This window comes from Nitrospirota bacterium (assembly GCA_040757595.1).
In the GTDB taxonomy this organism is placed as follows: Bacteria; Nitrospirota; Nitrospiria; order Nitrospirales; family Nitrospiraceae; genus JBFLWP01.
The window spans coordinates 57480-80742 of sequence record JBFLWP010000014.1; the positions used below are offsets into that span (position 1 = coordinate 57480).

The window sequence follows — 23263 nt, forward strand, 5'->3', positions numbered from 1 at the left end:
GCTGGTCGATCACGCCTATTGGGGGGAATCAGAACGACTGATCTCGTAGCTTACGTTCGATCTCCGCGCGCACATCTTCCCAGGGCTGACCTGGGGCAGGGTTGGCCTTGTAGGTTTTCAGCCGTTCTTGGAGAATGCGCAAATGCCAGTCGGGAACCGGTACTTTTTGGGGAGAGGCGGCGATCCGTTCCCAGAGAGACTGAACGTAATCGATCTACTCGTCACCGAGAGATCGTTGAACCCTGGAGGCGGGTTGGGAATGATCTTGGACATGCAGAGAACCCCTTGGGGCAGTATAGCGCAAGCCCAGGGGCAAACAAAGCAGCCTCGCTCACTCTCTTCAAGACCGTCGTGCCATTCGTTATTGCCCTCTTAGTGCGCAAGAAAAAACTCCCGACACCTTTTCCACTTCACTCAAGTACTCCGCGCAGCGTCCATTTTCTTGTAGACTGTACCCCGGCTATGCGAAACGCGCTACATGAACGTCTGTCGAAACAAGGACCTCCATCCCCCTCTTCTCGGCCTCTGCCTACAACGTACGTATTCTCGCGCACGGTCGATGAGTAAGGGATAATGGAGAGCTTCGGCGTATAGAGTCACGAAAGGTTACAGAGTTATAAAAGTCTTCGAGCGGGATGTACACGCCAACAGATTTCGCCCACTCCCTGAGGCGCCCGTTGCACGCGATGTCCCAAGAAATGACCTCGATACCCCAGCCATGGTTCGCCAGACGCTCAAGGTCAGCGTGAAAGCCAGCGCCAGTTTCGTATCCTGCACCATCGCCAGTCATGAGTACTGCTATCCCGGGCGAGAGAGCATCAACGAGCGCGCGAAGCATGTGAACGTAAACATTGGTCAACACCTTGCTCTTTCCCTGAACCAGCACCGCGCTCATAAAGCTCAACCGTCACTCCGGTCTCCCGTAATCGCTTCCAAACTCGCTCGAGTTCAGGGGGTACTGACCCGACACACACTCCTTGAACCACGTCCCGCCCCGCCCTTGCGAGGTCGAACATGTTGTCAAATTGAATCCGAATTTCGCGCTCCGCGACAAAGCCCTCCTTCCTGCGTGCGACGTATTGGGCCGGAATGAAGATGTTGGAGTTGTCCCAGAAGATGTAGACCTTGTCTCTCTCTGGCATACCCCCTCCATTTCGGCATGCCAACGCGCGTCTTCAGCGGCGACTACACAACGGCAAATCCTATAGGCTTTTGCACCTCATGGCAAGGGGAGCGGCCCATGAGCGGCCGGTCCCCGTCACTCAATTCTCTTTGCCTCGGCTGGAAGGGATGGGCATGGAGGCTATCGCCATGGCGGGAACGAGATGTTGGAGAGCAGAGCGGGTGCCGGGCGCCGTTCTTTTATTCCGATGAGGCGGCCGGCCAACAGTACGGTATGGGACAGCCGTGGAGGCTCAACGCATCATGGCGGAGCCGGAACTGCCCGCCCTTCGTCAGCCGAGGCTGTCTTTCTTGTAGAGAAGGAGTCAGATGGATCGGATTACCTCGATGTTTGCCGATGCTGGAATGCGTCCGACGGTTGCCTCACGGTCCTTGCGCTGCGCCCGCACGATCTGGTCAATTCGCACGATCGCGCCCCGGTGCCAGTCGTCGAACGCTTCGTTCGTCGCGGACCGCTCGCGGTCCAGCCGCCCGACCTCGGGCCTCCCTGTTTCATTGCACAGCCAGGCCCGCTTCTCGCCTTTCATGACCCGCAGCTCGCTGACCGCCCGATACACATCGGGAGCCCGTCGCACGAGGCTCTTCCCGTCCTTGCGCAGAATCAGATAGGCGAACTTCAGCGCATCCTTGATGAAGCCCACCTCCCGATCCAGCGCCGCCACGACAGGGGGCGGCGTCCAGGGCCGCTCCTCGTGGCACCAATCCTCTTCCTTGACGAGCGCCGGACAGGGCCGCTCGTGCAGACAGGGGCTGTAGACGGTGCAGGCTCCGTCCGCCACCAGCCGATCCCGAAACCGGTGCAGCTCCCGCGCCGTCTCCCGCAGGGCCGGCTCCACGATCAGCAGGGTGCCGTGCCGATCGAGCCGCCCCAGTAGATCGCGGACCAGCTCGACCCGCCGCTCAACCGGCTCGCGGGCCTTGCGGAAGAGCTCGTTCAGCGCGTGGCTGACGACGATCAGGTCGTAGGGCCGGTCCTCCCGCTTGGCCATCCGGTCCAGCCGGGCGGTCCGCTCCAGATCGGCCTGCAGGGTCAGGAGACTGGCGCTCTGCACCGGGGCGATCCGCTCATAGGCCCGCCACAGGTCCGCACAGTCTCGGAGGGCGCGTTGGGACCGGTCCATGGCGATCGCCTGGAGCGGGCGATTGCCCAGTCCGAGACGATCGGTGAACCAGTCCAGCAGGGCCAGCGAGGCCGAGCCGGGCCCGCTCCCCAGATCCAGGACCAGGAACGGCTGCGAGGAGCCCGCTCCCTGCGGAGGCGGCATCTCCTCCAGCAACAGCCGGACCTTGGCCAGGTTCACCGGCACATAGTAGGACAGGTAGGCGAGGCGGAGCCGGTCGTCGTCCAGGTAGGAGGCGGCAAGGGAATCCCGTTCGCGCGTGAAGAGGCGGGACAGCCGCAGGACGCCCCGGACGACCTCCTGATCGGCCCTCCCTGCCTCGTCCGGCCCCCGTCGCCCGGAAACCTCGGACAGGGCGCGGAGGACCGCCTCCGACAGCCGGAAGCTCCGGGGCCCGCCGGTCCGGTTGACCATGAAAAAGACCCTCGTGTATGCTGGACCCCTACGAGCGAGGAGCCGTCATGACCGACACGTTGCTACAGGCCTATCATGAAGTCGAGCGCGCGATGGAGCGGTACAACCAGGCGCTCACGGAGCAGGTGGAGCGTCTGCGGTCTTCTGAGTCCGCCGACGCCGACAAGCTGGAGCGCATGACGCACGGAGCCAGAGCCATGCGCGACAGCAGCCTCATCTACCTCTCCTACGCGAAGTTCATCGCCTACGGGATGCCGGACAGCGAGGAGATGGTCCAGGACGATCTGCAAGGATAGACGTCGCTCGTCGTTCGTGAAGCGTAAAGCGCGCACGAGATACGAACGCCGCTTCACGAGCGACGAAGCCGAAAAACGAAGAGCCCGATCCCGTCCGGGATCGGGCTCTTGCGTTTCGGCCAACCCTCGACTCAGATGTTCTGCATGAAGTGGGTGACCATCGCCGGGTCCACGTCCGTCGTCCCCATGACCTGGGACATCGGCACGTTGGTGGACTTTTTGCCGGTCAGGCCGGACTCCACTTCGTCCACGATCAATTCCACCGGCATGGACTGGCCGCCGTACACGTGCGGCCCGGCGATGATCTTGGCCCTGGAGTGTCCGTAGATCGCCGTGGCCACGTCCTTGGCCAGCCAGCCGACGTAGTTGAACTCGGGGATCACGATCAGCTTGGCCTTCGCGCAAAGCTGCCGGAGCTCCCGGGTCGGGAACGGCCGGAGCGACCGGATCTTGATGAGCCCGACCTTGATCCCCTTCTCCGCACAGAGCCGGATCGCCTCCCGGGACTGGGCCACGGCGCTGCCCGACGCGACCAGCACGGCGTCGGCATCCTCGACGTCGTAGGCCGTGCACAGCCCGTCCATGTATTTCTCGATGTACCGGCGCGCGCGCTCGTTAGCCGCCCACACCTCCTGCTGCCAGACCGCGTGGATGTTGTAGGCCATGAAGTTCGACTTCTGCACGGGCGCGTCGCGCGAGAGCCGGGCCGGCGGATTCTCGGCGTCCAGCACGGGGACCGCCCCGCGCCACGCCTCCCGGGGCGGGAGCTTGATCCCCTTCTCCTGCATGTGCACGTAGCCGCGCGCGTGCGTCACGAAGAACCCGTCGCAGGCCACGCCGACCGGCAGGGTCACGTCGTTCTTCTCGCTGATGATGAACCCCTTCATGATGAAATCGTAGACGTCCTGCTGATTCTCCGCGTGAAACAGCACCATGCCGCTGTTCAGCAGGTAGGCGATCTCGATGTTGTCCGGCTGGATGGCCAGCGGCGCGTTCACGACCCGGCAGGTGAAAAACGCGACGGCCGGCAGCCGGTGGCCCGGCCAGGAGGAGATGCCCTCCAGCCCGCGCAGCGTACCGGGGCCCGCCGTGGCGGTGAAGCAGCGCACGCCCGCCCGTGAGCCGCCGGCGATGGCGGCCATCACGCCGATCTCCTCTTCGCCCCGGTAATACTCCTTGACGTACCCCTCCCCGTAGAGCACCCCCACGAGCTGCATGGTCTCGCTCTGGGGGGTGATCGGATAGGCGATCGCCAGGTCCACGTTGGATCGCCGGATGGCTTCCTTGGCGGCCTCGCTCCCCGTGATGAACTCGCGGGTGCGCGGGGCCTCCATGAACATGTGCTCGGGCGTGACGACCTTCTGCTTCTTGGCCTCCCCGTGCGGGTCCTTCTTGACGTCCGTCGGTTTCGGAGCCGCCACGCTGGTGATCGGATCGCCCTGGGGATTCGTTTTCTGCTCCGGCTCGAGGCTCGCGACCGAGTCGCCCTGCGGGTTGGCCTTGACAGCGGCTTTCGAGGATTCGCTCATCGTGTCACCTCTTGGAATCTATCGGCAGGACGCGGGCGCCCTACGCTTCCCGTTGCATGTGCTCGGCCTTGTGCCCGAAGGCGGCCGCGCTGGCCAGGCCGGCTTCCGTCGGCACGAACTCGAGCGGATTCGTGTGGGTCTTGCCTCCGTGCACCTTCGACTGGAGGCCCGTGAAGCGGACGTTCTCCCCGTTCGCGGGCAGCTTGAGGCCCATCTGCTCCCGCACCCGCTTGAACACCTGCGCCGCCCAGCGCAGCTTCGCCGCATCGCAGTCCCGGATGGTCAGCATGGCGTCCTCGTGGCCCTGCTCGGCGCAGAGGGCGCTGGTGCAGCAGTTGGTCCCCGCCCGGATCATCTTGAGCGTCAAGTTCGCGTAGTGGCAGTGCACACCGACGAAGATGCATGCCTCGATCTTGTTGCCCCAGATGGTCAGGTTCGGATGGTTGGGGTTGATGACTTCCTCCGGGTCGATCTTGGGGTATTTCGGCCGGTAGTCCGGCATGGGGATGATCAGCACTTCCGGAATCTGCGCCGCGATCTCCAGAACCGCCCTGGCCTTGTCCGCGGCGTGCTCGTTCCAGGCCCACAGCACCATCGGGCCGGGGAAGAGCGTCGCGTTCGGGCTCGTGAGCATCTTCCGGGCGATCTCCTCCATGACCTTTTCCTCGTCCTCGTGGTGGCCGTAGAAGAGGCCCTGGCCCGGCTCCGGCAGCGAGACGCCGAGCTGCGCGGCCGAGGGAGGATGGAATCCGGCCGGCCCCGGAATGATGATCGGTTCGCGTACCTGCTGGCTGCTCGTTTTCACTCCGCGTCTCCCTGGAGATTACCCGACGACCGGGCTGGCCAGCTTGGCCGTGGTGCCCTTGTCGTCGTACGTCACGTTGTCGGTGATCGCCGCCTGCGGCAACTGGTCGATCATGATCATCTTGATCGCGTGGTGCTTGGCCATGTTGTCGCAGACCCAGACGCACTGCGCGCAGCCTTTGCAGCGATCCACCGCCACGTAGGCCGCTCCGTACTTGTAGCCCTTCTCCTTGCCGGCCTCCGGGTTGTAGAGAATCGTGTTGGCCTCGGGACAGAACTGCGTGCAGAGCTTGCAGCTCGTCTGGGCGCAGATGTCAACGTTGATATCGGCGACGAGATACATCGAATCCTCTTTCTGCGGCGATCAGACCTTGGCCGCAGCGGCGGCTTCCGCCTTCCTGGCGGCCTTGCTGGCCTGATCCCAGCCGTTCTGGGCGGCAAACTCCCAGCCGGCCTTGATGACCGCGACGTTTTTCTCGATCAGCTCCTGCTTCTTCTTGAACTTCCGCTCCACCACGCTGTCCAGGGCCGCCGTGCCGCCCGACACCACGAACCCCTTGCCGAGGAACCGGTCCTTCACCGCCTGCGCCAGCGCGTCGATGGTGGTGAGGCCCGTGATGCAGCCGATCGCGCCCATCAGCGCCATGTTGGTGGCCAGGTCCATGCCGGACACTTCCAGCGAGATCTTCGTGGCGGGCAGGTAGTAGAGCTTCGCGCGGCGCTCCTCCAGCTCCCGCTGATGATCCTTCTGGAGTTTCATGGGCCCGTCATGGTTGATCAGCACGACGCCGTCCTCCTTCAGCCCGAAGTAGAACGGCATCGTGTAGGACTTCCCGTGCGTGATGACCTGGGGGTGGAAAATGATGATGATGTGCGGGAACGTGATCTCCCCGATCTCGTAGATCGGCTCGTCCGACACCCGCACGTAGCTCTCCACCGGCGCCATGCGTTTTTCGGAGCCGTAGAACGGCACGATCGTGCTCTCGCCGCCCGCGTTGATGACCGCCGTGCTGAGGATGTGCGAGCCGGTGACGACCCCTTGCCCTCCGACGCCGGCCATCCGGATGTTGAAACGCTTTGCCATCGCCGCGCTCCTCCTTTTAACTGGACGCCAACCGCGAACCGGCCGGAACTCAGGACTGGGTGATGGCCGCAGCAGCCGGCTTCGGGAGGAATTCCCTGTACCCGTACCGGTCCGCGAGGTACTGCTTGGCTTCGTCGCTGATGAACTCGCTGAACTGGTACCGGTCGCCCTCGACGTTCTTCGCGTCTTCCATCACCTTGTCGGTGGGGATCGCGTACTCGATGTTGCAGGAGGTGTAGGCCTGGATGTAGGAGGGACCGATTTCGCGGGCAATCAGCACCGCCTTCTTGATCACGTTCTCCACGCGCCGCGGGTTGTTCGGCACGACCGTCGCGACGTACGCACAGCCTGCCAGCTTCGCCAGGCCGACCATGTCCATCTTCTCGAACTTCTTGCCCAGCGGGGCCATCTTGAGCACGGCGCCGCGGCTGGTCATGCCGCTCTCCTGGCCGCCGGTGTTCCCGTAGACCTCGTTGTCCAGCATGATCGTGGTGAACTTCTCCTTCCGGAACCAGGAGTGGACGACCTGGGCGAAGCCGATGTCGGCCGTCCCGCCGTCGCCGGCCATGACGACCACGTCCTTGGGCTTGTCGCCGAACCGAAGCCGCAGCCCGCGGGAGAGACCGCTCGCGACCCCGTTCTGATCCCCGTAATTCCCGTAGACGAACGGAATGGCCGCCTGGGAGATGGACAGCCGACCGCAGCCGGCGGTGCCGACGGTGATCGTGTCTTCGGGGTTGGGGAAGGCGATCATGGCCAGCCGGATGAACAGGGTCATCGCGCAGCCGGCGCACATGGGGTGCTCCTCCAGGATCTCCTTGAAGGTCCCCATCTGCGACACCGATATCTTCTTGCCGAAGGGGCCGTGCTCGACCATGTCCCGATATTCCTTCGGCATGAACTTCCCGAAACCAGGCGTGAACTTGACGTAATCGAGGCTCATCTGATCCCCTCCCTCTATGGGCCACCGGGCGGGAGCCCGTCCGGTGATGACCGCGCTTTTCCCGTTGATTTCCTTAGTCTAAACGACCCCGAAACGTCCGGCTTTTGAGCCACTGAGTCTAGCAAGGCACCTCAAAAGTTGTCAATCGGAAAGTCCCCCAAAACCCGGGCCTTCCACGACCCTGCCGCATCGTATAACGTGGCGGATATTCAATGCAACTTTCCAGAAGGCCCACCCAAGCCGAAAGAAGGCCTACCCGCCCCCGTCCCGGTAGGCCATTGGCCCTAACCACCCCTCTCCCGGAGACGCGCCCAGCCGCGAGCGACATCCGCCCCCTGACTTGACCCTGGCCCGGACTCCCCCTATAATGCCTCACAATTACGCAAAAACACTCCCTTTTTCGGCTGGTGGAGAATTTCGTCGCGGCAGAGACGATGACCGTGTAAGCGAGCCTGAGCACCACACCTGAGACAGGCCGGTCGCCACTATGGGTCGGACGCTCGGCGTGAAACCACTGACGGTGGAAAGTCTCGACAGGATCAAGCGCGTCGCGCTGGACCTGGCTCGAGAGGCTTGCAAGAATCTGCGGCACTGCCACTACGCTGATCTCCGCATCGAGTTGATCGAGGTCAAGTCCGCACGGGCGGAGCAGGGGGCGGGGAAGTCCGCGCAGGACGACTACCTGTTCGGCTTCGGCGTGCGCGTGCTCGCCGGCCAGTCCGTTTCCTCCCCCGGCTACTTCGGCCACCGGCTCGGGCACCTGGACCTGCCGCGGCTGCCGGCGCTCCTGCGGGCCGGCCTCAAACAAGCCTACGACCGCGCCATCGCGAACGCGCGCCGGAAGGAGGAGGCGCGGAAACGGTTCCCGTTCCTGGGCCGCAGCCTGGCCGGCTGGCCGCTCGCGCCGATCGAGGCCCGCCAGGACACGATCAAGCCGGAATACGAGATCGATCCCCGCTCGGTCCCGCTCGCCGAGATCGCCCGCTACACCGCCGAAGTCTCCCGCGCCGTGAAGGGGCTGGGGCCGCGCATCCGGTTCAACTCGATCACGACCTCCACGAGCGTGAGCCGGGAGCTCTTCGCCAGCTCGGAAGGCGCGCTCCTCGACCAGTCCTTCGCCGCCACCCTGGGGCTCTGCTCGGTCGTGGCGGAGAGCGAGACCGCGGAGCAGGCGCTCTTCGACTACATCGGCCACCAGCGGGGCTGGGAGGTAGTCACCGAGGGGATGCGCAGCGAGCTGATCCGCCACCTGGACCTCCTGACCTTCGCGACGGGCCTGGGCCGCGACTGCCTCAAGCTGGTGGACGCGCCCCCCCTGCGCGCCACCGACAAGGAGGTCGTGGTCGTCACGGACCCCCACTACAACGCGCTGCTGGCCCACGAGATCATCGGCCACCCCGCCGAGCTGGACCGCGCGCTCAAGATGGAGACCGCCTACGCCGGCCGAAGCTGGCTGCTGCGCGGGCTCAAGGACAGTCAGGTCGGCAAGCAGGTGGCCTCCCCGCTCGTGACCGCCTACTCGGACCCGAGCCTCCCCGGCCTCGGCCACTACCTCTACGACCACGAGGGCACGCCGGCCTGCAAAGTGGTCCACATCGAAAAGGGCGTCTTCGCCGGCTTCATGAACAGCCGGCAGACCGCGGCGCTCCTCGGAACGGAGCCGAACGGCTCCTACAAGGCCATCGAGGCTTCCATGGTGCCGCTGATCCGCATGTCCACGACGGTATTCGGCGCGGGCGCGCAGGATCCGCAGAAGATCGTCGCGGAGGTGGACCGCGGCTACTACCTCGTGGGGCACCGAACCCCTTCGATCGCCGAATCGCGCGAGAACTTCAGCATCTCCGCCCAGAAGGTCTACGAGATCCGCAACGGCCAGATCGGGCAGCTCTACCGGGGCGGCGGCATGACCGCGGACACGAAGGAGTACCTCACCAAGGTGGACGCGATGGGCCGGGACCTGCGCCTCTTTCCCATCCCCAACTGCGGGAAGGGCCAGCCGATGCAGTCCAAGCGGCTGGGGAACGGAGGCCCGACCATGCGCAGTCGGGCCCGGCTCACGGGCCTATGATCCCGCTCGCCTCCCTCAAGGCCGTCGTGCAGCGCGCGCTCCGCCAGGTCGCCCGCATCAAGGACGTCCAGGAGGCCGAGGTCTACGCCTCCAGCACCGGACACCTCCTGTGCCGGCTCAACTACACCTCCGGCATCCCCTGCCACGGGGTCGAGGAGCCCAAATCGTCCGAGGCCCACGGGATCGGTCTCCGCGCCCTGTTCGCCGGCCCGGACGGCCCGCGCGTCGGCTTCGGGTTCGAGGAGCGCAACCTGTCCCCGGACGGGATCCGGCGCGCGCTGGAGAAGGCCCGCTACAACGCGGTCGCCGATCCCGACTTTGTCTCCTTCCCGGAGGCGCCCAAGCGGGACAAACCGGCGCGGGGACTCCCTTCCTTTTCCGACCGGGCCATCATGGACCTGAAGGATTCGGCGCTGGTCGAGGCCGGCTGGAAGGTCGTGGAGGAGGCATTGAAGACGTTCGAGTCTTCCGACGTGCTCCAGCGGCTCGCCGTCTCCAAGGAGAAGCTCTCCGGGCTGGGACTGATCGTGGGAGGAGACGTGAGCCTGTTCCGGCAGCGGATCGCGCTCGCATCCACCCGGATGCCCAAGGTGCAGACCGACGAATCCACCGCGATCACCGCCGCCGTCACGGCCATGGTCGAGCGGAAGCAGGCCAAGGGCACCGGCTATTCCGCCGCCACCCACCTGGCCAGGTTCAAGGGCGAAGCCGGAGCGGAAGCGGCACGGAACGCGATCCTGGCGATCAACGGGCAGCGGCTCCCCAGCGGCTCCTACACGGTGATCCTCGGCCCGCAGCCGGTCTCCGACCTCATGACCAACCTGATCCTCCCGAGCCTCAGCGCCGATTCCTTCTACAGCTCCCGCTCCGCCTTCCTGGGGGAGGTCGGCCGCACGGTCGCCGCCGACCAGCTCACGATCTACGACGACGGGGCCGCCAGGAACGGAGTCGCCAGCAAGCGCCTCACCTGCGAGGGGCTCCCGACCGGGCGGACGGACCTGATCCGGAACGGCGTGCTCCAGGGCCTCCTCTCGAACCACTACGAGACCCAGCGCCTGCTCCGCGATCCGCACGGCAGGGAGAAGCTGGGTCTCAATCCCCAGGATCACCCGGACATGCTCGCCCCGCGCAACGGCTTCCGGATCGCGACCCGGGGCATCCGCCAGTTCGACGCGATCCCGAGCGTAGCCGCCACGAACGTCTTTATCGAGGGCGCGGCGCCCTACACGACCGAGAGTCTGCTGAGCCTCGTGGGCGACGGCGTCTACATCGGCCGGATCTGGTACACTTATCCGGTGAACGGGCTGCGGGCCGGCGACTTCACCTGCACGGTCGTAGGGGACTCCTTCCTGATCCGCAACGGGGAGCTCGCGGCGCCGCTCCGGAGCAACGCCGTGCGCATCACCGGCAACATCAGGGCCCTGCTGCGGAACGTAGTGGGCGTGACCAAGCAGGCCCGGCCGGTCATCGGATGGGCTTCCGAGGAAGTCGTCTACGCGCCGGAGATCGCGGTCCGCGACCTGTCTCTCACCGAGATTGCCCAATACATGGAATCGGTGTAGACTTCCCCTCCATGCCCCTGCGCGTCATCATTCCGGGCGAGGAGGAGAGCCAGCAGTTCGAGGGCGGCGTGCACAAGCGCCCGCCGATCCCGGACGGCTCCCTCAAGGCCGAGTGTCCCAAGTTCATGAGCCACGGCCCCTGCGGCGGAGTCCGCAAGGGGGGCTTCTGCGAGGTCTATCCGGAGATGCGATGCCCCTGGGTGACGCTCTACTTCGAGCTGGAGAAGATCGGACAGGTGGATTGGATGAAGCAGGTCTGAACGAATGGCGCGAGGCGAGGGGCACGAGGCGATGGGCAAGAAAACGAGAAACACAACGAAGCTAGGGTACAACGAGCGGCACGCGAAGAGCGGCATCGCTGAGCCCCTGCCGGAGATCGAGACCTGGCCGAACCAGTACAAGGGGTACGAAATCGCGATCGAGATTCCCGAGTACACGGCCATCTGCCCCAAGACCGGGCTTCCGGACTTCGGCACGATCCGGATTCGCTACATGCCGGACCGGGCCTGCCTGGAGCTCAAGTCCCTGAAACTCTACATCCACGCCTACCGGAACCTGGGCATCTTCTACGAGAACGCGGTCAACCGGATCCTGCAGGACGTGGTGGCCGCCTGCCGGCCGGTCCGGGCCGTCGTCACCGGCGAGTTCACCGCCCGGGGCGGCTTGCGCAGCGTGATCGAAGCCAAGTATCCCTGACCACCGGCGCGGTGCTCCTCGGAGCCGGCGCCATCCTCGCCCGTCTGTCCCGCGAGCCCCTTCGTGCGGCCGAATGTCGCAGCACCATGGCTTATCTTTGTCGGTTGAGCTTCCTTTCTCCTTTAGCTGCGGCGCGGCCGGCCGGTGGTCCACCCTCAGATTCGGCTCAAGCCGCCTATCCAGCCAACCGATCGTCTAAACAATGGAACCGGCTGGAACGGGACGGCCTACAGCGGTTCATGGCCGCCCGTGAACTTGCGTCCTTCGCACCGAGTCCGGCGCCACGCGGCGCCGTCGCCCAACGAGGGGGATCGCCATGAAAGGCATTGTCTTCACCGAGTTCCTCGGCATGGTGGAAGACCGTTTCGGGGGTGAAACGGTCGAACGGATCATCGAAGAAGCCGCTCTCCCGTCCGGCGCGGCCTACACCGCGGTCGGCACGTACGATCACCAGGAGCTGGTCCGCCTGGCGGGACGGTTGAGCGCCGCCGTGAAAGTCGGCGTGCCGGAGCTCGTTCAGGCCTTCGGGGAACATCTGTTCGGACGATTCGTGCAGGCGTACCCTCACTTCTTCAAGGGCGTCGATTCCGCGTTCGCCTTCCTCGCGGCGATCGAAGACCACATCCACGTGGACGTGCGGAAGCTCTACCCCGACGCGGAGCTGCCGACCTTCGTCTGCACGACCCTGGGGCCGGATCGGATGGAAATGACCTACCGCTCCAAGCGTCCGTTCGGAGACCTGGCCGAGGGCCTCATCAGAGGCTGCATCAAGCACTTCGGCGAGCGCATCGCGGTTCAGCGCGAGACCTTGCCCGGGGAATCCGGCACGGCCATCCGCTTCACCCTGACCCGTACGAAATCCTGACATGAACGATCCGGTTCTGCTGCAGCGGCGCGTCGAGCGCGAGAAGCGGGCGCGCCAGGAAGCCGAGATCCTCCTCGAGGCAAAGAGCCTGGAGCTCTATCACGCCAACGAGGAGCTCAGGCGGGCCGCCGAGAAGCTCGAACAGCGCATCGCAGAACGGACGCGCGACCTCGCGTCCACCAACGAGCAGCTCAGGGAGGAAATCCGCGCGCGGGAGCTGGCGGAAGAGGAGTTGAAAGCGGCCAAGGAGGCGGCGGAGGCGGCCAGCGAGGCCAAAAGCCAGTTTCTGGCGAACATGAGCCATGAGATCAGAACGCCGATGAACGGCGTGCTCGGCATGACGGAGTTGCTGCTGAGCACCGATCTGACCGCCAGGCAACGGAACTTTGCGGAAACCGTCCGCCGGTCGGCCCTTGCATTGCTGGACCTCATCAACGGGATTCTGGACTTCTCCAAGATCGAGGCGGGCAAGCTGGAACTGGAGGCGACGGACTTCGACCTGCGCTCTACGGTGGAAGAGGCGGTGGATCTTTTGGCCGAGCGCGCGCACGCGAAGGGGCTGGAACTGGTCTGCCACGTTCCCGATGCGGTCCCCACGAGCCTGCGCGGCGACCCGGTCCGGATCCGCCAGATTCTCACCAACCTCGTCGGGAACGCGATCAAGTTCACCGAGCACGGCGAGGTGGTCGTGCGCGTCACGACGGTCGAAGAGGGGATCGAGTCCGCAGTGCTGCGCCTGGCCGTGACGGACACGGACATCGGAGTCCCGCCCGAATCCCAGGCCCGGCTATTCCAGGCCTTCACCCAGGCCGACGGCTCCACCACCCGCAAGTACGGCGGAACCGGGTTGGGTCTGGCCATCGTCAAGCAACTGGCCGAAAAGATGGGGGGCTCCGTCGGGGCGGAGAGCCGGGTGGGACAAGGTTCGACCTTCTGGGCGAACATCCGTCTGGCCAGACAGACCGGTCCGGCGCAGGCCCTGCCGGACTGCAGTCGGAACCTGGAGACCCTGCGGATCCTCATCGTGGACGACAACGCCACCAACCGGACCATTTTGGAGGAGCAGACCGCCTCGTGGGGCATGGAACGCGACACGGCCGAATCCGGCCGCCAGGCGCTGGACCGGTTGCGCGAAGCGGCTGCCCGCGGCAGGCCCCACGACCTCGCCATCCTCGACATGCAGATGCCCGAAATGGACGGGTTGACCCTCGCCCGCATCATCAAGAGCGAACCGACCCTGGCCCATACCAAGCTCGTCATGCTCACTTCGCTCAGTCGGGATGGCCAGGACCGCCAGGCCAGAGCCGCGGGCATCCAGGCGTTTCTGACGAAGCCGGTCCGACAGTCCAGCCTCTACAACTGCCTGCTCGATGTGATCGGCTGCGTGCCGGCCTGCCGGCTTCCGCCTGCCGCCGGCCAGCTCCGTGAGACCGGCTCTCGCCCGTTTGGCTCTGGGCGCATCCTCCTGGCCGAGGACAACCCGGTCAACCGGGAAGTCACGCTCGGCATGCTCGAACTCCTCGGCTGCCGGGTGGACGTGGCCGAGGACGGGCTGGAGGCCGTCGCGGCCCTGGCGAGAGAGCGGTACGATCTCGTGCTCATGGACGGTCAGATGCCGGTGATGGACGGCTTCGCGGCCACCGCGCAGATCCGCGCTCATGAATCGTCGCTCGTGAAGCGTGAAGCGAGAACGGAATCCGAGCCTTCACGAGAGACGCTAGACGAAGGACGAGCGACGGGCCGCGTCCCGATCGTCGCCCTGACGGCCCACGCCATGGAGGGAGACCGCGAACGGTGCCTGGCCGCCGGCATGGACGATTACCTGAGCAAGCCGTTCACGCTGGAGCAGTTGCAAGCGACCATCGAACGATGGCTGCCGCGCCTCCCCGTGGAAGCAAGAGCAATCCCTCCGGCAGCGGTCTCTTCCCCTGAGCCCGGCGGTTCCGCCATCAATCGCAAAGCCTGGGACGCCATCCGCGCGCTTCAACGCGAGGGGCGTCCGAATGTGCTGGATTCGGTCATGCGGCTGTACCTGCAGGACTCGCGCAAGCTGATCGAGGCGATTCGCCGGGCCGTGGCCACCGCCGACGCTCCGGCGATCCAGCAAGCCGCGCACAGCCTCAAGTCCAGCAGCGCCAACCTTGGCGCCACCGCCGTCGCCGCGCTCTGTCGGGAGATGGAAAGCCTGGCCAGGGCCAAGGAACTCGCCCAGGCGATGGAGCTGCTGGGACGACTGGAGACCGAGTACCGCCTGGCCTGTGAAGCCTTCGCCGCCGCGATCAAGAAAGGATGCGGATAATGCCGGATGTCGCGGGCAAGACCGGCCCCCTGGCCCTGGTGGCGGACGACGACCCCGTCAACCGCCTGCTGGCACGCGAGGCCATCGAGCTGGCGGGGGCGGCCGTAGTCGAGGCCGAGAGCGGCGCCCAGACGCTGGAAGCGTTTGCCCGGCTGCGCCCGGACATCGTCCTGCTCGACGTGGTGATGCCCGACATGGACGGGTTTGCCACCTGCGCCGAGCTGCGGCGCCTGCCGTACGGCGAGCGCGTCCCTGTGCTCATCATGACGGGGCTCGACGACCTGGAGTCCATCACCCGTGCCTACGACGTCGGGGCCACGGACTTCACCGTGAAGCCCTTCATCCCCCTCATCCTGAGCCATCGGATCCGGTACATGTTGAGGGCCAGCCGCGCCATGGAGGCCCTGCGCGAAAGCGAGGCCAACCTGGCCCACGCCCAGCGACTCGCCCGCCTCGGAAATTGGCAGTTGGAGATCCCGACCTCCGCCTTGACGGTCTCGGAGGAGGGACGCCGCATCCTCGGCTTGCCCCAGACCGCACCCGTCACCATCGAGACGCTCGCCCACGCGGTCCACGTCGAGGACCAAGAATTCGTGACCCAGTCCCTCCAGGCGACCCTGACCGACAAAGCGCCGTTGGCCATCAACCTCCGGGTCCCGACTCCCGATGGAACGGAACGCATCGTCCACATGCAGGCGGAGGTCGTCTGCGGCGCGGCCGGGACGCCCGAGCGGATGTTCGGCACGGTCCAGGACGTCACGGACCGCAAGCGAGCGGAGGAGCAGATTCACCGGTTGGCCTACTACGACGGCCTGACCAACCTGCCCAACCGGCGCCTATTCCGCGATCGCTTGCTCCAGGCCCTGGCCTCCGCCCAACGTCGGCAGAGCACGCTGGCGATCCTGCTCCTGAACCTGGACCGACTCAAGCGTATCAACGATACCCTGGGGCATTCGGTGGGCGATCAGGTTCTGCGCGGCGTCGCCGAGCGGCTGATGGTCTACGTGAGAAGAAGCGACAGCGTCGCGCGGCACGCGCCGGACGGAGCCGCCGCCGTCTCGCGCCTGGGCGGAGACGAGTTCACGGTCCTGCTGACCGACCTCGAATCGGTCCAGGACGCGGCGAAGGTGGCAAGGCGCCTCTTGAAGTCGCTCGCCAAGCCGTTCAAGGTCGAGGGCCATGAGGTGTTCGTCACGGCCAGCATCGGGCTGAGCCTGTTTCCCGCGGACGGGACGGATGCGGAGAGCCTTCTGAAGAACGCCGACGCCGCGATGAACCACGCCAAGGAACAGGGGCGCAACGTTTACCGGTTCTATTCCCAGGAGATGAACGCGGACGCGGCGCAGCGACTGACGCTGGAGAGCAAGCTGCGGCGGGCCCTGGACCGTGGGGAGTTCGAGCTGCACTACCAGCCGCAGGTGGACCTCCGCCGCTGGAACATCGTGGGCGTCGAGGCGTTGATCCGGTGGCGTCACCCGGAGCTGGGCACCATCCCGCCCGCGAAATTCATTCCGCTGGCCGAAGAAACCGGTCTGATTCACGCGATCGGGGAATGGGCCATCCGAACGGCCTGTGCACAGCACCGAGCCTGGCTGGCGGCCGGATTTCCGCCCATCCGCATGGCGGTGAACCTGTCGAGCCTGCAGTTTGAGGAGCAGGACCTTTGCAAGAAAATCGCACAGGCCCTGCGCGACACTTCCATGGACCCGCGGTACCTGGAGCTGGAGCTGACCGAGGGGATCGTCATGCGGGACGCTGGAACCACGATTGCGGCCCTGCAGCGGTTGAAGCAATTGGGGCTGCGCCTGGCCATTGACGATTTCGGCACGGGCTATTCCTCCCTGAGCTACCTCAAGCGGTTCCCGATCGACACCGTGAAGATCGACCGCGCATTCGTCAGGGACCTCGCCGAGAACTCCGACGATGCCGCGATCGTGACCGCCATCATCGCCATGGCCCACAGCCTGAAACTCCGTGCGCTGGCCGAAGGGGTCGAGACGAGACAACAGCTTGCCTTCCTGCAACAGCAGGGGTGCGACGAGTTTCAGGGATACCTCGTCAGCAAGCCGGTCCCCGCTGAGGATCTGGCGCAGCTCCTGCGAGGCTTCCGTTCTCCCGACACCCGCGAGGTCTCCGTCCCCGCCGGTCTCGGCTGACCCGTCCCCTCTTGAATCCCCATTGAGAGCGCGTTACCCTCGTGTGGGATGGCGACCTATGCGATCGGTGACGTGCAAGGCTGCTTTTCGGCGCTGCGCCGGCTGGTCGAACTGATCCGCTTCGACCCGGCGCGGGACCGCCTTTGGTTCGTCGGCGACCTGGTCAACCGAGGGACCGAGTCTCTGGCCGTCTTGCGCTACGTGAAGGGGCTGGAGCCGGCGGCCCTCACGGTCCTGGGGAACCACGAGCTGCACCTGCTGGCCGTCGCGGCCGGGGTGCTCCCGCCCCATCGCAAGGACACGTTCCACGACGTCCTGACCGCGCCGGACCGGGAAGAGCTGCTGGCCTGGCTGCGCCGCCAGAAGCTCGCCCATCGGGAAGGGGGCACCTTGCTCATCCACGCGGGGTTGCTTCCCCAATGGACCGCGCAACGGGCGGTCGAGCTGGCGCGGGAGGTCGAGCCGCTCCTGCAATCGGACGGGTATGCCGACTTCCTCGGGTACCTCTACAAGGTCGGGTACCTGACCAACGGCGGCCCGCGGCGATGGGCCGACGACCTGGCCGGCTTTGAGCGATGGGGCGTCGTCGCCAACGCCCTGACGAAGCTGCGGGTCTGCTCGGCGGACGGGGACATGCACCTGTCCCACAAGGGGTCGCCGGAATCCGCCTGGCCCGGCTTCCTGCCCTGGTTCGAGGTGCCGGGACGAAGCAGCGCCGACGCGACCGTCGTCTTCGGCCACTGGGCGGCGTTGGGGTTGAAGATTCGGGACCGGGTGCTCTCCCTGGACAGCGGCTGCGTCTACGGGCGGCAGTTGACGGCGGTGAGGCTGGAGGACCGTCGGGTCTTCCAGGTGCCGTTCACGGGGCCGGCTTGACCGAACCACTGCATCCAGGCCGTGATGCAGATGCACTTCCTGTTAAACGATGCGGACGGTCTACTTCATGTCCAGCTTGGTGAATTTCGAGCCGGACAGGGTCACCCCGCCCATCAGTCCCCTCTGGCTGAAGACGAACGCGAGGATGGGCTCGGCCAGCTTCGTCGTGTCCAGCGATCCCTCGGCCCCGACCGTCACGATGGTCGCGCCCGCATCCACACCCAGCTCGAAGCCCGTGCTGCTCCTGAACTTCTCCAGGGCCACGTCCTTCATGAACATCAGGATCACGGAGGTCTTTTGCGCCCCGATCTGGAAGCCGAACGAGGCCCCGGCGAGATTGTAGTAGTCAACGGTCTTCCCGGCAACTCGAAGCGCGCCCGTGCCGTACTCGGCGCCGAAGATGAAGCCGGCCTTGTAGATGGAGGGAAACACCAGGACGCCTTTGGCATGCTTGAGGAAGTCTTCCGAGCCCGTAATCTTTTCCGCAAACTCCTTCAAGGTCAGGTCCACGTCCGCATCAATTTCCTTGGCGTCAGCGGCAAGAGATACGCCAGGCGACGCGACGATCCAAACGAGCGCCGCCCCTACTGCAAGAACCCTGACCGTCGAACGCCAGGCAGCCATCCATCGTGCCAGAACGCGCATGACAACCTCCTCTCCGGAAATTCCCCCGATTCCTGCTCAACCCCGCGGAGACTGACGGCCAGGTGAAACTATGAAGTCATGCCGTTCGCCAGTCAAGGGGGGGCCGCAGACACCGCAACTCCCATACGTTCCAGCTCATCCAAGATTGCTGGATTGAAGTGGGACCAGCAGGCGGCGTGGCGTGCCCTCTCGCTTCCGCGCCTCCCGGCTGAAAAAGGATCAAGAAGAGACGCTGGCGGATCACCGATCGGCCCGCCCCTCGTCAGCCGAGGCGATCCTTGAATTGACTGCGAGTCGGAGAGATAACAAGCAGGCGCGCTGTTACACGCTGGCGCCCATGCGGGTGTCGTCCACGAACCGCTCGGTGTCGTCGTCGATCGCGCGGCCTTGGCGGCCGCGGGCCTGATGAATATAGATGACCTTGGCGTCCACTTTTTCCTGCTGGGGCGGCGGAAGCGCCATCTCGTACTTGACCGGCATCCGGTGGTCGGCGAGCTGGAGCTCGGGGTTGTACACGCTGTTGAACTTCCAGAGCATCTTGATGAAGTTCGTCTGGCCTCGCAGCAGGTGGCCGGCCGCGATCTGGACCGTCCCCTTGAGCGCCTCCCAGCCCAGGTGCTTCATGTTCAACACCTGCTGGGTCTTCACCAACTCCTCGTAGAACTCGGTCAGCGGGAGCTTGGTCGGCATCACCGCGTGCTGGATGTCGAAGAGCCGGTAGTCGCGGGTGTTGATCCGGCTGGCCTCCGTGTGCCAGGTCTCCGTGCCCGGATAGGGGGTGTTCACGCTGACGTTGACGATCTCCGGGATCTCCATGCACCACTGGCGGATCACCTCGAACCGCTCCCTGTCCCAGCCGGGGTCGGCGATCAGGTTGATCGCCACCGTGATGCCGAGCGAGCGGGCGTACTCCAGCGCCTCGAAGTTCTTCCCGAGGCTGATCCGCTTCCGGTGCTTCTTGAGGCCCTCCTCGTCGATCGCCTCCACGCCGATGAACATGTACTCCATGCCGAGGGTCTTCCAGAACTTGAAGACCTCCTTGTTCCGGAGCAGCACGTCCCCCCGCGTCTCCAGGTAGTACTGCTTCTTGATCCCCTCCTTCGCGATGGCCTCCCCGATCGCCATCCCGTGCTCGGCCTGGATGAAGGCCACGTCGTCCACGATGAAGATGCCCGGCTCCTTGATCCGCGCCAGATCCTCGACGACCTTCTCGGGGCTGACGCGGCGGTAGCTGCGGCCGTAGAAGGTCCAGGCGCTGCAGAACGAGCAGTCCCAGGGGCAGCCTCTGGTGAACTCGATCGAGGCGCAGGGGTCGAGCACGCCGATGAAGTACTTCCGCCGGTGCCGCAGCAGGTCGCGGGCCGGCCGCAGCTCGTCCAGGTTTTCGACGAAGGCGGGCGGCATCCCGGCGCCGTCGGGCATGAGGACGCCCGGCACCTGGCCGACGGCTTTCCGGTCGTGCCGGACCGCCTCCAGCAGCTTCGTGATCGCCGCCTCGCCCTCGCCCCTGAGCACGCAGTCGACCGCCCCGGCCCCGTGGTCCAGGAACTCCTTGGCCACGAACGAGGCGCTGTGCCCGCCCACGAACACGAAGCTGCCGGGCAGCTTCTCCTTCGCCGCCTTGGCCAGGTCGACGATCTCCGGCACGTTCGCCAGATAGTTGCAGGAGAAGCCGACCACGTCCGGCTTCCAGCGATCCAGAACCTTGAAGAAGTCCTTGTGGCTCTCCACCTGCAGGTCAATGAGATAGATCTCGTGTCCGGCCCGCCTGGCCGCCTCCGCAACCAGCTCCAGCCCGAGCGGCTCCAGGCGGAGATAGATCTTCGTGTACATCAAGGGGCTGGGGTGGACGGCCAGGAACTTCACTCGATGTCCTCCGTCGCCTGTATCTGCTGCGGTAAGCCCGGCACAAGGAGCCGGCTTCCCTTTCCCGATGAGGCGTGACTCGGGCTTCTACTAGAGCGCGATTCGCGTGCGATTGTGCAGTGGAACAACCCCCAAGATCAAGCGAATTTCACAAGGAGCGGCGCACGGCTGATTGCCGAGGGCCAAGAAGGATCTGCTATCGGTAGCTTTCCTGGTCGGTGGGAAACTTCCCCTGCTCGACTTCTTCCTTGTACCGGCGCAAGGCCTGCAAGGCGTCGGCTTTGAGGTGGGCGTAGGGCTTCACGAACTTGGGAACGAAGTCGTCGAAGAGGCCGAGGAGATCGTAGAGGACCAGCACCTGTCCGTCGCAGTGGGGGCCGGCTCCGATGCCGATCGTGGGGATCGCGAGGGCCTGCGTGATCTGGCCGGCCAGGCCGGCGGGGATGGCTTCCAGCACGATCGCGAAGGCCCCGGCCGCTTCCAGCGCCTTGGCGCCCGCGAGCAGGGTCTCGGCCTTCTCCGGCTCTTTCCCCTGGACCTTGTAGCCGCCGTACCGGTGAACCGATTGCGGGGTCATCCCGATGTGGCCCATGACGGGAATGCCGAAGCCGGTCATGGCCTGCACCCGGTCCGCCACTGTCGCGCCGCCCTCCAGCTTGACCGCCGCGGCTCCCGCCTGGACGAGCCGGCCCGCGTTCCGGACCGCCTCCTCCACCGAGACTTGGTAGGAGAGGAAGGGCATGTCCGCGATCACGAGCGACCGCTGCGCGGCGCCGGCCACCAGCCTGGTGTGGTAGAGCATGTCCTCCATCGTGACCGACAGGGTGTCCTTCCTCCCTTGCACGACCACGCCGAGCGAGTCGCCCACGAGCAACACGTGGAGCCCCGCCTGCTCGACAATCCGCGCCCAGAGGGCGTCGTAGCAGGTCACGACGACGAGCTTCTGCCGCTGGGCCTTGGCGCGCTGGAATTCGGGGACGGTCATGACGCTACCCTACCCCAGTTCCGCTCTGGTGAGAATCTCCGGCAGCCGGTCGATCGCCTTGATCGCCATGACGTGGACGCCGTCGCAGTGGGGCCGCACCGCCTTGATCGTGCGCACGGCGATCTCCACGCCCGCGTCCAGCTCGTGCTGGGGCCCGGCCGCGCGCAGCTCCGCGATCATCTCCTCCGGCACCGAGATGCCGGGGATGTTGGCGTTCATGAACTCCGCCATCTTCGCCGAGCGCAGCAGCAGGATGCCGGCCAGCACCTTGACCTTGAACTTGCGGACGGTCTTCATGAAGGAAGCGAACTGCTCCGGATGGTAGATCGCCTGGGTCTGGAAGAACTGGGCCCCCGCGTTCACCTTCGTCTCGAACTTCGCGAGCATCGGCCCGAGCGGATCGGCCTCCGGCGTCACCGCCGCGCCGATCGTGAAATCCGTCGCCCCGTCCAGCCTGTTGCCCGCCAGGTCCCGCCCGTTGTTCAGTCCCTGGACGACCTGCATCACCTGGACCGAATCCAGGTCGTAGACCGGCTTCGCGTCCTTGTGGTCGCCCACGGTCGGATAGTCGCCGGTGAGGCAGAGGATGTTGCGGATGCCCAGGAGGTGCGCGCCCAGCAGGTCCGACTGGATGGCCAGCCGGTTCCGGTCCCGGCAGGTCATCTGCATGACCGGATCGTGGCCCAGCTCGTAGAGGAGCCGGCACATGGGCAGCGAGCCGGCCCGCATGATCGCCGCCGTGTTGTCGGTGACGTTGACGGCGTGGACCCGCCCGACGAGGCTCTTGGCGCTTGCGAGCACCGTGGAGACGTTCGTCCCCTTGGGCGGGTTGTATTCGATCGTGACCGCGAACGTCCCCTGGTCCAGGACTTCCTTCAGACGGCGCCGCGGGCCCACGCTCACTGTCTTCCCTCGCGTTTCACGTTTCACGCCTCACGTTTCACGCGGCTTTCACGCAACGCCGGCCGCCCGCTTGGCCGACTCCAGCGTATTGTCGAGCAGCATCGCGATCGTCATCGGCCCTACGCCGCCCGGCACCGGCGAGATCCAGCCGGCCTTCTGGCTGACCGGGCCGAAATCCACGTCGCCCACGAAGGTCCCGTCCTCCAGCCGGTTCACGCCCACGTCAATGACCAGCGCCCCGTCCCGCACCATGTCGGCGGTGACGAACCTGGCCTTGCCGATCGCCACGACCAGGATGTCCGCCTCCCGGCAGACCCCGGGAAGGTCCTTCGTCTTGGAATGGCAGATCGTGACCGTGGCGTGCCGGTGCAGGAGCAGCAGCGCCGCCGGCTTGCCCACGATGTTGCTCCGCCCCACCACCACCGCCCGCTTGCCCTCGATCGAGACGCCGGTGGATTCGATCATCTTGACCACGCCCTTGGGCGTGCAGGGCGTGAACAGGGGATTGCCCTCGACCAGCCGGCCGACGTTGTAGGGATGGAAGCCGTCCGCATCCTTGGCCGGAGACACCGCGTCCAGGATGACCTTGCTGTCGATCTGCTTGGGGAGCGGGAGCTGGACCAGAATGCCGTGGATCTTCGGGTCCGAGTTCATCTTCTCGACCAGGGCCAGCAGCTCGGCCTGGGTCGTGGAGGCCGGCAGCTTGTGCTCGTCCACGTAGATGCCGGCTGCGTCGCAGGCCTTCTGCTTGTTCTTCACGTAGAGCTTGGAGGCCGGATCGTCTCCCACCAGGATGGCCGCGAGCCCCGGCCTGACGCCGGTCCGCGCGACCAGGTCCGCCACGTCCTTGGCGATCCGCTCCCGGATCGTCTGCGCCAAGGCCTTCCCGTCTATCAGCCGTGCCGGCACGAGTCCCTCCGTGAAAGAAGCCGTACGAAACGCCGAACCATAACAGGGGGTTCGAAGGGA

The 23263-nt window shown here is 65.6% G+C and carries 21 protein-coding genes; 9 read left to right on the forward strand and 12 right to left on the reverse strand.

What is annotated here, in order from left to right; genetic code table 11:
- Window positions 1-28: 28 nt before the first annotated feature.
- Window positions 29-214 (reverse strand): addiction module protein, encoded by a 186-nt coding sequence (locus AB1411_12910; protein MEW6544494.1) that lies wholly within the window; start codon window positions 212-214, stop codon window positions 29-31.
- A 1273-nt stretch (window positions 215-1487) separates the two neighbouring features.
- Window positions 1488-2717, reverse strand: a complete 1230-nt coding sequence (locus tag AB1411_12915; protein ID MEW6544495.1) for a small ribosomal subunit Rsm22 family protein — start codon at window positions 2715-2717, stop codon at window positions 1488-1490.
- Window positions 2718-2764: 47 nt separating this feature from the next.
- Between AB1411_12915 and AB1411_12920 the strand changes: the two genes are divergently transcribed.
- Complete coding sequence (locus tag AB1411_12920) at window positions 2765-3013, forward strand: hypothetical protein (protein MEW6544496.1); 249 nt, start codon at window positions 2765-2767, stop codon at window positions 3011-3013.
- 131 nt (window positions 3014-3144) lie between these two features.
- Here the strand turns inward: AB1411_12920 and AB1411_12925 are convergent, their stop codons facing one another.
- The 5 genes from AB1411_12925 to AB1411_12945 all read right to left on the reverse strand — a co-directional run bounded on the left by AB1411_12925 (window position 3145) and on the right by AB1411_12945 (window position 7373).
- On the reverse strand, window positions 3145-4353 hold the full coding sequence (locus AB1411_12925; GenBank protein MEW6544497.1) for a transketolase C-terminal domain-containing protein: 1209 nt from the start codon (window positions 4351-4353) through the stop codon (window positions 3145-3147).
- Window positions 4354-4582: 229 nt separating this feature from the next.
- A complete protein-coding gene (locus AB1411_12930) occupies window positions 4583-5347 on the reverse strand; it encodes a carbon monoxide dehydrogenase beta subunit family protein (GenBank protein ID MEW6544498.1) in 765 nt (254 codons plus the stop codon).
- An 18-nt stretch (window positions 5348-5365) separates the two neighbouring features.
- Window positions 5366-5689 carry a pyruvate ferredoxin oxidoreductase gene (locus AB1411_12935; GenBank protein MEW6544499.1) on the reverse strand — a complete coding sequence of 108 codons (324 nt, stop codon included), beginning with the start codon at window positions 5687-5689 and terminating at the stop codon, window positions 5366-5368.
- Between the two features lie 21 nt (window positions 5690-5710).
- Window positions 5711-6430: a 2-oxoacid:acceptor oxidoreductase family protein gene (locus tag AB1411_12940; GenBank protein MEW6544500.1), complete on the reverse strand. Its 720-nt coding sequence runs from the start codon at window positions 6428-6430 to the stop codon at window positions 5711-5713.
- 49 nt (window positions 6431-6479) lie between these two features.
- Window positions 6480-7373, reverse strand: a complete 894-nt coding sequence (locus AB1411_12945) for a thiamine pyrophosphate-dependent enzyme (GenBank protein MEW6544501.1) — start codon at window positions 7371-7373, stop codon at window positions 6480-6482.
- A 520-nt stretch (window positions 7374-7893) separates the two neighbouring features.
- Between AB1411_12945 and AB1411_12950 the strand changes: the two genes are divergently transcribed.
- The 8 genes from AB1411_12950 (at window position 7894) to AB1411_12985 (ending at window position 17895) form a co-directional block, all read left to right on the forward strand.
- Entirely contained in the window at window positions 7894-9441 is a 1548-nt protein-coding gene (locus tag AB1411_12950; GenBank protein MEW6544502.1) for a TldD/PmbA family protein, read from the forward strand.
- Complete coding sequence (locus AB1411_12955) at window positions 9438-11003, forward strand: TldD/PmbA family protein (GenBank protein ID MEW6544503.1); 1566 nt, start codon at window positions 9438-9440, stop codon at window positions 11001-11003. The genes AB1411_12950 and AB1411_12955 overlap by 4 nt, the downstream gene beginning before the upstream one ends.
- Before the next feature lie 11 nt (window positions 11004-11014).
- Entirely contained in the window at window positions 11015-11263 is a 249-nt protein-coding gene (locus AB1411_12960; GenBank protein MEW6544504.1) for a methylenetetrahydrofolate reductase C-terminal domain-containing protein, read from the forward strand.
- Window positions 11264-11267: 4 nt separating this feature from the next.
- The gene (queF, locus tag AB1411_12965) at window positions 11268-11699 is read left to right on the forward strand and encodes a preQ(1) synthase (protein MEW6544505.1); all 432 of its coding nucleotides are present in this window, start codon (window positions 11268-11270) and stop codon (window positions 11697-11699) included.
- Between the two features lie 316 nt (window positions 11700-12015).
- Window positions 12016-12564: a heme NO-binding domain-containing protein gene (locus tag AB1411_12970; protein ID MEW6544506.1), complete on the forward strand. Its 549-nt coding sequence runs from the start codon at window positions 12016-12018 to the stop codon at window positions 12562-12564.
- 1 nt (window position 12565) lies between these two features.
- Window positions 12566-14863 (forward strand): response regulator, encoded by a 2298-nt coding sequence (locus AB1411_12975; GenBank protein ID MEW6544507.1) that lies wholly within the window; start codon window positions 12566-12568, stop codon window positions 14861-14863.
- Window positions 14863-17019 (forward strand): EAL domain-containing protein, encoded by a 2157-nt coding sequence (locus AB1411_12980; protein ID MEW6544508.1) that lies wholly within the window; start codon window positions 14863-14865, stop codon window positions 17017-17019. The genes AB1411_12975 and AB1411_12980 overlap by 1 nt, the downstream gene beginning before the upstream one ends.
- A gap of 48 nt (window positions 17020-17067) precedes the next feature.
- The gene (locus AB1411_12985) at window positions 17068-17895 is read left to right on the forward strand and encodes a symmetrical bis(5'-nucleosyl)-tetraphosphatase (protein ID MEW6544509.1); all 828 of its coding nucleotides are present in this window, start codon (window positions 17068-17070) and stop codon (window positions 17893-17895) included.
- Between the two features lie 60 nt (window positions 17896-17955).
- Here the strand turns inward: AB1411_12985 and AB1411_12990 are convergent, their stop codons facing one another.
- The 5 genes from AB1411_12990 to folD form a co-directional block, all read right to left on the reverse strand.
- A complete protein-coding gene (locus tag AB1411_12990; protein MEW6544510.1) occupies window positions 17956-18540 on the reverse strand; it encodes a lipid-binding SYLF domain-containing protein in 585 nt (194 codons plus the stop codon).
- Between the two features lie 321 nt (window positions 18541-18861).
- On the reverse strand, window positions 18862-20406 hold the full coding sequence (hpnR, locus tag AB1411_12995; GenBank protein ID MEW6544511.1) for a hopanoid C-3 methylase HpnR: 1545 nt from the start codon (window positions 20404-20406) through the stop codon (window positions 18862-18864).
- A 196-nt stretch (window positions 20407-20602) separates the two neighbouring features.
- Window positions 20603-21391, reverse strand: a complete 789-nt coding sequence (gene panB / locus AB1411_13000; GenBank protein MEW6544512.1) for a 3-methyl-2-oxobutanoate hydroxymethyltransferase — start codon at window positions 21389-21391, stop codon at window positions 20603-20605.
- A 9-nt stretch (window positions 21392-21400) separates the two neighbouring features.
- Window positions 21401-22288 carry a methylenetetrahydrofolate reductase gene (locus AB1411_13005; protein MEW6544513.1) on the reverse strand — a complete coding sequence of 296 codons (888 nt, stop codon included), beginning with the start codon at window positions 22286-22288 and terminating at the stop codon, window positions 21401-21403.
- A gap of 54 nt (window positions 22289-22342) precedes the next feature.
- The gene (folD, locus tag AB1411_13010; protein ID MEW6544514.1) at window positions 22343-23203 is read right to left on the reverse strand and encodes a bifunctional methylenetetrahydrofolate dehydrogenase/methenyltetrahydrofolate cyclohydrolase FolD; all 861 of its coding nucleotides are present in this window, start codon (window positions 23201-23203) and stop codon (window positions 22343-22345) included.
- Window positions 23204-23263: the final 60 nt, after the last annotated feature.

Excerpts from the sequence above, each read along its gene's own strand:
- AB1411_12915 (MEW6544495.1), bottom strand. The coding sequence starts at position 2,717 with ATGGTCAACCGGACCGGCGGGCCCCGGAGCTTCCGGCTGTCGGAGGCG.
- AB1411_12920 (MEW6544496.1), top strand. The coding sequence starts at position 2,765 with ATGACCGACACGTTGCTACAGGCCTATCATGAAGTCGAGCGCGCGATG.
- AB1411_12925 (MEW6544497.1), bottom strand. The coding sequence starts at position 4,353 with ATGTTCATGGAGGCCCCGCGCACCCGCGAGTTCATCACGGGGAGCGAG.
- AB1411_12935 (MEW6544499.1), bottom strand. The coding sequence starts at position 5,689 with ATGTATCTCGTCGCCGATATCAACGTTGACATCTGCGCCCAGACGAGC.
- AB1411_12940 (MEW6544500.1), bottom strand. The coding sequence starts at position 6,430 with ATGGCAAAGCGTTTCAACATCCGGATGGCCGGCGTCGGAGGGCAAGGG.
- AB1411_12945 (MEW6544501.1), bottom strand. The coding sequence starts at position 7,373 with ATGAGCCTCGATTACGTCAAGTTCACGCCTGGTTTCGGGAAGTTCATG.
- AB1411_12955 (MEW6544503.1), top strand. The coding sequence starts at position 9,438 with ATGATCCCGCTCGCCTCCCTCAAGGCCGTCGTGCAGCGCGCGCTCCGC.
- AB1411_12960 (MEW6544504.1), top strand. The coding sequence starts at position 11,015 with ATGCCCCTGCGCGTCATCATTCCGGGCGAGGAGGAGAGCCAGCAGTTC.
- queF (MEW6544505.1), top strand. The coding sequence starts at position 11,268 with ATGGCGCGAGGCGAGGGGCACGAGGCGATGGGCAAGAAAACGAGAAAC.
- AB1411_12970 (MEW6544506.1), top strand. The coding sequence starts at position 12,016 with ATGAAAGGCATTGTCTTCACCGAGTTCCTCGGCATGGTGGAAGACCGT.
- AB1411_12975 (MEW6544507.1), top strand. The coding sequence starts at position 12,566 with ATGAACGATCCGGTTCTGCTGCAGCGGCGCGTCGAGCGCGAGAAGCGG.
- AB1411_12980 (MEW6544508.1), top strand. The coding sequence starts at position 14,863 with ATGCCGGATGTCGCGGGCAAGACCGGCCCCCTGGCCCTGGTGGCGGAC.
- AB1411_12985 (MEW6544509.1), top strand. The coding sequence starts at position 17,068 with ATGGCGACCTATGCGATCGGTGACGTGCAAGGCTGCTTTTCGGCGCTG.
- AB1411_12990 (MEW6544510.1), bottom strand. The coding sequence starts at position 18,540 with ATGCGCGTTCTGGCACGATGGATGGCTGCCTGGCGTTCGACGGTCAGG.
- panB (MEW6544512.1), bottom strand. The coding sequence starts at position 21,391 with ATGACCGTCCCCGAATTCCAGCGCGCCAAGGCCCAGCGGCAGAAGCTC.